Raw genomic sequence first — 9872 nt, forward strand, 5'->3', positions numbered from 1 at the left:
TGAGCTCCTAACCTTCTTCATTAACTTGACTATATAAACTCTCAGCCAATGCCATAATTTTTGGACAATCCCCTATTGCATATTCAAATGAGCCAATCGTTTCACACGGTTTTCCAGTTTTTTCCTTTACCTCTTTCAAACGATAAGAAACTTGTGGTCCAACCATAACGATGTCATATTCTTCAAATACTTCAGTATATTCTCCTAATCCAACTGCTTTAATGTTTAACTCAATTCCTTGTTCTTTCCAGTACTTTTCCATTTTTTGCATTAGGATACTTGTAGACATTCCACCTGCACAGACTAATAGTATTTTCATTATTTTTGCTCCCAACTGTGTTTGTATAGTACAATCATCTCTTTAATTAACTCATTTGCTAATAAACTGGTCATAAAATGATCTTGAGCATGAACCATCAATAGCCCAACTTCTTGTTTTGTTCCTGATGCCTCTGCGACTAATAGTTCCGTTTGCGCATTATGAGCCACCCTAATCGCATCATCAGATTTTTTTAATAATAAATCAGCTTCATCAAATTTACCTTCTTTAGCCTTTGCCAATCCTAAAAAGGCACAACTTCGTCCATCTCCTGCATTAGCAATCAAGGTCATTGCTGCTAATTCATTACTCGTATTTTCCACTCAACATCATCCTTTCTTTTAAAGAAAACGATTACATCTTATTAATTAACAAACAACTGACTTCAACAACAATGATAGAAATAAATCCGACTTGCTTACACGATAATACGCATAAAAAAAGAGGCTGGACAGTATCGTCCAACCTCTTTGACATAGTTAAATAAGGTACACCTCATCTCTAAGGATAACTCAAAAAAACTTTATAAAAAGTCACGAGTATATTTACAATCCTTAGAGATGGTGGTAGCATAAACTATGGCAACTTGATTGACAGTATGTCTGACGTCTGTCTAATTCAAGGCTCATCAGAAGGATTGCCGTCCGACTGGTGAGTGCCTTTTTTATTTTGATTTATTTCTATCTACGGTGATTATAATCCTATATCATAAGGATAGTCAATAAAAATATGATTAGTCACCATACGTCTGTCTAATTTCCTCTCTATCTACATCGAATGGTAAGATACTTAAACGATTCGTTAAAATTAATTTATGCATTAAATTTTTCCCATGATTTATATTAGTCATACTCTTACCATATGTATCTATTAATTTACTCACAGCTTCAAATTGTGTTTCTACAATCTCACTCTCTTTTTTCTTGTCATAAACTGAATAATAAAATATCAACTCCACATTTGAATTATATAAATCATAGTAATCAAAAATCGATTGAAAATATGAATAATCCATTTCACTTAATGAATGACCATAAAATTTTATATGCGTTATGTCAGGATTCAATATTTCAGTATGTTTTTTTAGTTGTGATAATTTTCGATATGTTTTACTAAATTTATAAATTTCGATATTTTCCTCAATATCAATTTGTTCTTGATCAATTCCAAATATTATATCATTATCAATTAATGAACCATGAACTTGCTCTATTACAACAGTATCACTTTTATATTCTATAGGATTTGTATAATTAAAACTTAATAAATGATACTCTTTTTTTCCCGCTAAATACCTAAGCTGTCTCAATGCATTATATTGATACTTAGAGTTTTCACTAACTTGTTTTTTTAAATAAATAATAAATGCTTCCTCAAGTTTTTTTAATTCTTCTTTTAAAAATTGATAGACTTCTCGTTCATTATTAAATATTTTTTCATCTTTAAAAATATAAGCTCTTGCCAAACTACCTAAAAGTGAAGCTGGCAAATTACTTTGACCTTCAGATACATAACCTGTTTTTCTTTTTATAAAATCATATAATAAATTCTTACGATTCTTTGAAACCAAACCATTTTTTATATTTCCTTCAACATCGCACCAATTCACCTCATTAGCATTTAAATGTTTAGAATAAAAATAAAAATCCCAAACTGTATAATCTGAATCTAACGTTCCAATTCTAAATATCCTATTTTTACGTTTAAACTCTCCACTATGTCTCTCCATTATTTCTACAAAATCTGTCGTTATTCTTTGATTAAAAAAATCTTGAAAACTTGATTTTAACCCTGCGGCAATATCAAATCCATTTCCTATAATTAAAAGTACTTTATCTTCACTCACCATAGATATTCATCTCCTACCATAACTTAATAAAATCATAGTTAATCTAATTCAATATTTTCAGTTAATCTTTCTAATTGTTCAATTTTTGAATTAATATTGTTAAAAAAATCAATATAATAATTCGCCATTTTTTTTATTTCCTCTTCAGGAATACTTTTTTCATAATATAGTTTTATTATTTGTTCTCTAGAAAATACCAAATTTTCATTAGTGGAAAATAAGATACTACTATCTATTAAATATAGTATTTCAAAAAATTCAAGCGCTATTTCATCAGGAATATAATTCTTATATCGTTCAATAAATATCTCAATCTTATTCTTTATATGGAATCCAACTTGTCCTGAAACATGATAATGGCTCACATTAATAAATTTCAGATTTCCATCCATAAAATCATTAATTACATTTTCTCCTGCATATAGCTTGTCATACCCGTGCTTTAACTTCTCAGAAGTAAATAATTCATTTATTTTTGAATACTCTTTTTTATATACTTCTGAATAATTTTCAATCGTATGCATACCAGTCATCAAATCAATTAATTGAAAATATATTGTTTTCATACACTCTTTTTGACTTTTTCCTGCTAATTTTTTATAACGCTTATCTTGAATTTTTTTATTTTGAACCTCTTCAGAATTTGTCAGTAATTTTGTCACAACAATTCCTAAAACGATTACTTCTATGGGAATCCAAATTAAATTTTCAAAAATAAAATTCCATTTCTCATCCCCATATGGTGATAAAAAGCCAAGAAATCCAATTATCCCAAAAATTAATGAACCAAGAAGTATTTTTTTCATATTTTTATCAAACATTACTTTTCATCTCCTAATCTGACGTCTAAAATAACCAAAAAGCCTCACATATGTTATGTAAGGCTTTTTGTATCTTTCTATTTCTTCGGTTCGTCTTCATCCATCTTCAGAACGGCCATGAAGGCATCTTGTGGGACTTCTACTGATCCGATTTGTTTCATACGTTTTTTACCATCTTTTTGTTTCTCAAGTAATTTACGTTTACGTGAAATATCGCCACCGTAACATTTTGCCAATACGTTTTTACGCAAGGCTTTGATGTCACTACGCGCCACGATTTTTTGACCGATGGCAGCTTGGATTGGCACCTCAAATTGTTGACGAGGAATTAGTTTTTTCAGTTTCTCAACGATTGCTTTACCACGTTCAAAAGCAAAGTCTCTGTGAACGATGAAGCTTAACGCATCGACGTTTTCACCATTTAATAAGATATCCATCTTCACTAGGCGGCTTGTTTTGTATCCGATAATCTCATAATCAAGAGAGGCATAGCCTTTTGTACTTGATTTTAATTTATCAAAGAAGTCGAATACGATTTCTGATAATGGTAACTCATAGACCACGTTTACACGGTAATCATCTAAGTAATCCATTGTTAAGAAGTCGCCACGTTTACGTTGTGATAATTCCATAACAGCCCCAACATATTCGTTTGGTACCATGATAGAAGCTTTAACATAAGGTTCTTCTACTGAATCAATCTTCACAGGCTCTGGGAAATCTGATGGGTTATCCACCACGATTTGCGTGCCGTCTGTTTGGTTAACATGATAGATAACTGACGGTGCTGTTGTGATTAATTCTAAGTTAAATTCACGCTCAAGACGTTCTTGAACCACGTCCATGTGTAGTAACCCTAAGAAACCACAACGGAAACCAAACCCTAGGGCTTGTGATGTTTCAGGTTCAAAATCAAGGGCTGAATCGTTTAATTGTAATTTTTCTAATGCTTCACGTAAGTCATTGTAACGGGCTGTGTCGATTGGGTAAAGACCACAGTAAACCATCGGTGTCATCTTACGGTAACCATCAAGTGCTTCTTCAGCTGGATTGTTAGCAAGGGTAACGGTATCCCCTACTTGTGTATCTTTAACAGTCTTGATACCGGCAGTAATATACCCAACATCTCCAACCATTAAGAAATCACGACTAATTGGTTTTGGTGAGAAGATACCAACATCGATAACTTCAAACTTTTTACCATTTTGCATCAGCATAATTTCGTCGCCAGGTTTAACCATTCCATCCGTTACACGGACATTCAGGATAACCCCACGGTAACTGTCGTAAACTGAGTCAAAAATTAGGGCCTTAAGTGGTGCGTTTAAGTCACCTGTTGGCGCTGGCACGTATTCCACGATTTGCTCTAAGATTTCTTCAATTCCGATACCAGCTTTCGCACTAGCAAGAACTGCTTCACTGGCATCAATACCGACTACATCTTCAATCTCACCACGCACGCGCTCTGGATCAGCCGCAGGTAAGTCAATTTTATTAATAACAGGTAAAATCTCTAAGTCATTATCTAACGCTAAATACACGTTAGCTAATGTTTGGGCTTCAATCCCTTGGGCTGCATCGACAACCAAGATAGCCCCTTCACAGGCAGCCAAACTACGTGATACTTCATAAGTGAAATCCACGTGTCCCGGTGTATCAATCAAATGGAAGATGTAATCTTCTCCATCTTTAGCCGTGTATGTTAATTCAACCGCGTTTAGTTTGATTGTAATCCCACGTTCACGTTCTAGATCCATTGAATCTAGTAATTGATTTTGCATTTCACGGTCTGATACTGTTTCCGTTTGTTGTAAAATACGGTCAGCTAATGTTGATTTTCCGTGGTCAATATGGGCGATAATCGAAAAGTTACGGATCTTTTCCTGGCGTTTTTTCATCTCTTCTATCGTCATCTATATACTCCTACTTTCTATTTCTTCAGCACCCTTAATTATAGCAAGCTTGGACAGGGATTAAAAGACTTTTCGCTTGTCAAAGCGTACTCTTCTTAACAATAGCACATTTTTAACCGAATTTCAGAATATTTGGTATAATGAACCTAACAACTAGAGAGAGGTTATAACATGAATCGAGAAGAGATACGGGAAAAACTTGAGATCAAGCCCGTTGAACTAAAACATTTAAAACAATTTAACGAATTATTACGCTACGTTTTCCAAGTCACAGACTCAGATATTGAAGAAGGTGGCTATGAAGATGAAAGCGAGATTACGAAAGCCAAACGTCCCGTCTTAAAATCAGCCGATGTTTTAGGTTGGTTTGACGAAGATGATAAATTACTGTCACAAATCGCTGTCTACCCTTGCCAAGTCAACATTCACGGCAATATTTACGATATGGGTGGCGTGACAGGTGTGGGAACTTATCCCGAATACGCAAGCTTAGGCTTGATGAAAGATTTAATTACACTAGCCCTAACGAATATGCGCGAACGCGGACAGTGGATTTCTTACCTGTACCCTTACAATATTCCGTACTACCGTCGTAAAGGCTGGGAAATCATGTCTGACCACATGACCTTTAAAATCAAAGACAGCCAACTGCCAAAACAAGCCGCAACACCTGGATCAGTTGAACGCTTAGCTTTTGACGATCCCGATGTAATTAAAGTTTACGACGAGTTCGCTAAACAAACCCACGGCGCTATGGTTAGAAGCGAGCTAAACTGGGACGAATACTGGCGTTGGGAAAACGAAGGCGAACGTACAGCTGCCGTTTATTACGACGAAAACGACCGCCCTACTGGCTTTTGTTTCTACTGGATAGCCGAAGAAGTCTTTCATATCAAAGAAATGATTTACCTTAATCAAGAAGCAAGAAAAGGCTTGTGGAACTTTATCTCAGCCCACTTCTCGATGATTAATTACGTCGAAGGGTCAACTTATAAAAACGAACCGATTGCGTTCCTATTTGATGATAGCGACATAAAAGAAACGATTGCCCCATTCTTTATGGCACGTATCGTAGACGTGGAAAACTTCTTAACTCACTATCCTTTTGATAGTAGTGTCGAACCTTTCCACTTTGTTATCGAAGACCCAGTAGCCGAATGGAATAACGGAACCTTCTCCCTAACATGGGACGAAGACGAAAACGTCACCGTCACACGCGAAGCCATCGGCCAACCCGTGACATTAGACATCCAAACCCTAGCAACCATGCTAATGAGCTACAAACGCCCAACCTACCTGTCACAAATCGACAGACTCACAACAGACAGAAAAACACTAAGATCCCTAGAACGCATCATCCCCAACCAAAGCGCCTACTTCAGTGACTATTTCTAGAGCTGTAAAAAAATTCGTTCTGCTCTGAGTAACTAGGAATTTGAGATAAATAGGTACTTTCGATTCATCTCAAATTGAAGCTACCGAAAGAGCAAAAATTTTTTTACGCGTGAATAGTTGATGTGTATTGAGACTAACAAAAAAGGTAAGCCAATTTTATTGGCTTACCTTTTTACTTTACACTTTTTTATCGTACACATAAGTTACAATTGTTGTTTCTTTAGAATACTGCCCTGTGATTGGCGCACTTGAATCAGCTAGCTGGATAAAATCATAACCATAGACAGGAATCTGTTTTACTTCATAAGAAGAACCTATCTCTCCTGTTGATTCTGTTTCTTTTCTTATCACGTTGCCTTTCATGTCAACATAACGAACAATTAATTTTCTTAATCCATTTTCCGAAACGGTATTAAAATCATCCTGTTGGTATTCAAAACATACCTCTTGCTCATGCTCTTTATACTTTCCTGTTGCAGGAGCACTGTTTTCCGACAATCCTTTATATGTGTAGCCTCTAAACTTAACTTTGCTAACTTTATAATGTGTGCTTATTTTTTCTGTCGTTGCTCTCGGAGCAATGATATCCACTCCATTAGTATCTACATAACGAACTTTCAAATTCCCTTTTTTAGATGCTGTCTTTTCTTTTGCCTTATACATGTAGGTCACTTTTTGTGTTCCATTAATAAAAAAACCTGCTGTAGGAGCACTTCCTTCAGATAACCCTACAAACTCATATCCTTTTATATCTTCCCTATTAACTTGGTATGGGCTACCAATTTCTTTTTTTATTGTCATACTAGGTTTTAATTCTTTCCCATTTTTATTTACAGATAAATAGCTAACTTTTAATTTTCCCTTTGTTGCATTAGGATCTAAAATGGCTTTCGTTTTTTTAGTCTTAAATTGATTTTCTTGTGCATTTGAATGAATTGGTTGAGACAACTCGATACCTATAATCATAATACCCACTACCATAATACCTATTAATCCAACAATTATTTTTTTCGAGCCTTTTTTCATAGCTAAAAATCCCCCTATATGACAACTTATTCCTTTTTATCATATAACCCTCATTAATATAAACATAATCAACATTTACGTATGCATACGCAAAAAAATAAATAGTAATCAAAAAAGCAATTATACCCAATCAAATGAGTATAATTGCTTTGCAAACAATTTATTTATTCCTTCTGAATATAACCAGACTTACAACGCTCATTAATAGGGCTATTCCTACAAAAACATGGTTTTTTGTTCTGACTTCGCTTGTTTGAGGCAAACGTTTAATAGAACTATCCTTTGCATGTTTTTTGTCTAAGTTATCATAACTAGAATTTTTTTTGTATAAAGGTGTTGTTACGTTAGTTAATCCTTTTAAATTGGTGTTATTTTTATTAACCTTCTCTAAGGTGTCATGAGGTAATCTAATATTTTTAATTGGTTCATATACAAAGATAACTTCAGTAATACCACTTGAGTAGTTACCAGTTCTTGGTGCACTTTTTTCTGAAAGTCCTACGAATTTATAACCTTTTATCTTTTCAAAATTCGTAATATAAGGTGTTCCTTCTATATTTTTTTGACTACTTGATTCTTTTAAAAGTTTTCCATCTTTTGTCATATGAGTAATAACCAAAGACCCAATCTTATTTGAAGGTACTTTTTCAGCTATTTTTTTATAAATATAGATAACTTCTGTTGTTCCCTCTTTATATTCTCCTTTAATCTTCGAACTGCTTTCATCTAGTTTTAGGAATGTATAATCTTTAAACGTTTTTTTAGCTGTTTCATATGGCGTTCCGATTTTTTTATTCTCGATTTTAATAAAGCCCAACTCTTTGCCATCTTCTGTTATGTGACGAACGATTAAGTTGCCGTATTTTTCTTTTGGCTCTTCCTTAGACACGTCATTAATCGCTTTATAAATATAGGTTACTTTAGTTATTCCTTCGACATACTCACCAGATACTTTCGCGCTATCCTCTGATAGTTTGACGAATTTATAACCATCAAATTTCTCTTCTTTCGTTTCATAGGCTGTTCCAACTTTTTCTGTTGTACCCACAATCGGCGCTAATTCTTTGCCATCTTCTGTTATGTAACGAACCACTAAGCTTCCGAATTTTTCTTCAGATTCTACTTCAAGTGCTTTATAGATGTAAGTCACATTTGTTGTACCTTCTGCATATTCACCAGCTGCTTTTCCACTAGCGTCTGATAGTTTGACAAATTCATATCCGTCGAATTTCTCTTCTTTCGTTTCATAGGTCGTACCGACTTTTTCTGTCGTACCGACAATCGGTGCTAATTCTTTGCCATCTTCTGTTATGTGACGAACCACTAAGCTTCCGAATTTTTCTTCAGGTTCTACTTCTATTTTTTTGTAAATATAAGTCACATTAGTTGTTCCTTCGACATATTCGCCTGATGGTTTCCCACTATTATCTGATAGTTTAACAAATTTATAACCATCAAATTTCTCTTCTTTCGTTTCATAAGCTGTTCCAACTTTTTGTGTCGTACCCACGATGGGTGCTAATTCTTTACCATCTTCTGTTATGTAACGAACCACTAAACTACCGAATTTCTCTTCGGGTTCGGCTTCGATTTTTTTGTAGATATAAGTAACTTCTATTGTGCCTTCAACATATTCCCCAGTTGGTTTTCCACTATCGTCTGATAGTTTTACGAATTCATAACCGTCGAATGATTGGTTTTCAGTACTGTAAGCTGTTCCAACTTTTTCTGTCGTACCGACAATCGGCGCTAATTCTTTGCCATCTTCTGTTATATGACGAACTACTAAACTACCAAATTTCTCTTCAGGTTCGGCTTCGATTGCTTTGTAGATGTATGTTACTTCTGTTGTGCCCTCTACATATTCGCCAGCTGATTTTCCACTATCATCTGATACTTTGACGAATTCATAGCCGTCAAATGATTGGTTTTCAGTACTGTAAGCTGTTCCGACTTTTTCTGTCTTACCTACAATCGGCGCTAATTCTTTGCCATCTTCTGTTATGTGACGAACCACTAAGCTTCCGAATTTTTCTTCAGGTTCTACTTCAATTGCTTTGTAGATATATGTTACCTCTGTTGTGCCTTCAACATATTCCCCAGTTGGTTTTCCACTATCGTCTGATAGTTTGACGAATTCATAACCGTCGAATTTTTCTTCTTTCGTTTCATAACGTGTTCCGACTTTCTCTGTTGTCCCAGTAATCGGTGCTAACTCTTTGCCGTTTTCTGTTATGTAACGAACCACTAAACTTCCGAATTTCTCTTCGGGTTCTACTTCTATTTTTTTGTAAATATAAGTCACATTAGTTGTTCCTTCGACATACTCGCCAGCTGGTTTTCCACTATCATCTGATACTTTGACGAATTCATAGCCGTCGAATGATTGGTTTTCAGTACTGTAAGCTGTTCCGACTTTTTCTGTCGTACCTACAATCGGCGCTAACTCTTTGCCATCTTCTGTTATGTGACGAACCACTAAACTACCGAATTTTTCTTCGGGTTCGGCTTCGATTTTTTTGTAGATATATGTTACCTCTGTTGTACCT

8 protein-coding genes are annotated in these 9872 nt (G+C 34.8%); 1 reads left to right on the forward strand and 7 read right to left on the reverse strand.

The genetic code is table 11. From position 1 onward, the window contains the following. Positions 1-7 precede the first annotated feature (7 nt). The 5 genes from OL233_RS10980 to lepA all read right to left on the reverse strand — a co-directional run bounded on the left by OL233_RS10980 (position 8) and on the right by lepA (position 4902). The gene (locus OL233_RS10980; RefSeq protein WP_275472351.1) at positions 8-319 is read right to left on the reverse strand and encodes a PTS sugar transporter subunit IIB; all 312 of its coding nucleotides are present in this window, start codon (positions 317-319) and stop codon (positions 8-10) included. Further along, on the reverse strand, positions 319-612 hold the full coding sequence (locus tag OL233_RS10985; RefSeq protein ID WP_302470603.1) for a PTS lactose/cellobiose transporter subunit IIA: 294 nt from the start codon (positions 610-612) through the stop codon (positions 319-321). Before OL233_RS10985 ends, OL233_RS10980 begins: the two co-directional genes overlap by 1 nt. 440 nt (positions 613-1052) lie before the next feature. Next, the gene (locus tag OL233_RS10990) at positions 1053-2168 is read right to left on the reverse strand and encodes an AbiH family protein (RefSeq protein WP_275472353.1); all 1116 of its coding nucleotides are present in this window, start codon (positions 2166-2168) and stop codon (positions 1053-1055) included. Between the two features lie 38 nt (positions 2169-2206). After that, complete coding sequence (locus tag OL233_RS10995) at positions 2207-2989, reverse strand: hypothetical protein (protein WP_275472354.1); 783 nt, start codon at positions 2987-2989, stop codon at positions 2207-2209. 77 nt (positions 2990-3066) lie between these two features. Continuing rightward, a complete protein-coding gene (lepA, locus tag OL233_RS11000) occupies positions 3067-4902 on the reverse strand; it encodes a translation elongation factor 4 (protein ID WP_275472355.1) in 1836 nt (611 codons plus the stop codon). A 171-nt stretch (positions 4903-5073) separates the two neighbouring features. Here lepA and OL233_RS11005 point away from each other — a divergent pair, with 171 nt between their 5' ends. After that, positions 5074-6297, forward strand: coding sequence for a GNAT family N-acetyltransferase (locus tag OL233_RS11005; protein WP_275472356.1), 1224 nt, complete (start codon positions 5074-5076; stop codon positions 6295-6297). 177 nt (positions 6298-6474) lie between these two features. Here OL233_RS11005 and OL233_RS11010 read toward each other — a convergent pair whose 3' ends face one another. Together OL233_RS11010 and OL233_RS11015 are read right to left on the reverse strand one after the other, a co-directional pair. Beyond that, the gene (locus tag OL233_RS11010) at positions 6475-7323 is read right to left on the reverse strand and encodes a MucBP domain-containing protein (protein ID WP_275472357.1); all 849 of its coding nucleotides are present in this window, start codon (positions 7321-7323) and stop codon (positions 6475-6477) included. Positions 7324-7483: 160 nt separating this feature from the next. Beyond that, positions 7484-9872, reverse strand: a 2389-nt coding sequence (locus tag OL233_RS11015) for a MucBP domain-containing protein (RefSeq protein ID WP_275472358.1), incomplete at its 5' end; no start/stop codon positions are given.

It is taken from the genome of Vagococcus proximus, from assembly GCF_029143285.1.
Taxonomy (GTDB): Bacteria; Bacillota; Bacilli; order Lactobacillales; family Vagococcaceae; genus Vagococcus_D; species Vagococcus_D proximus.

Excerpts from the sequence above, each read along its gene's own strand:
- OL233_RS10980 (WP_275472351.1), bottom strand. The coding sequence starts at position 319 with ATGAAAATACTATTAGTCTGTGCAGGTGGAATGTCTACAAGTATCCTA.
- OL233_RS10985 (WP_302470603.1), bottom strand. The coding sequence starts at position 612 with ATGACCTTGATTGCTAATGCAGGAGATGGACGAAGTTGTGCCTTTTTA.
- OL233_RS10990 (WP_275472353.1), bottom strand. The coding sequence starts at position 2,168 with ATGGTGAGTGAAGATAAAGTACTTTTAATTATAGGAAATGGATTTGAT.
- OL233_RS10995 (WP_275472354.1), bottom strand. The coding sequence starts at position 2,989 with ATGTTTGATAAAAATATGAAAAAAATACTTCTTGGTTCATTAATTTTT.
- lepA (WP_275472355.1), bottom strand. The coding sequence starts at position 4,902 with ATGACGATAGAAGAGATGAAAAAACGCCAGGAAAAGATCCGTAACTTT.
- OL233_RS11005 (WP_275472356.1), top strand. The coding sequence starts at position 5,074 with ATGAATCGAGAAGAGATACGGGAAAAACTTGAGATCAAGCCCGTTGAA.
- OL233_RS11010 (WP_275472357.1), bottom strand. The coding sequence starts at position 7,323 with ATGAAAAAAGGCTCGAAAAAAATAATTGTTGGATTAATAGGTATTATG.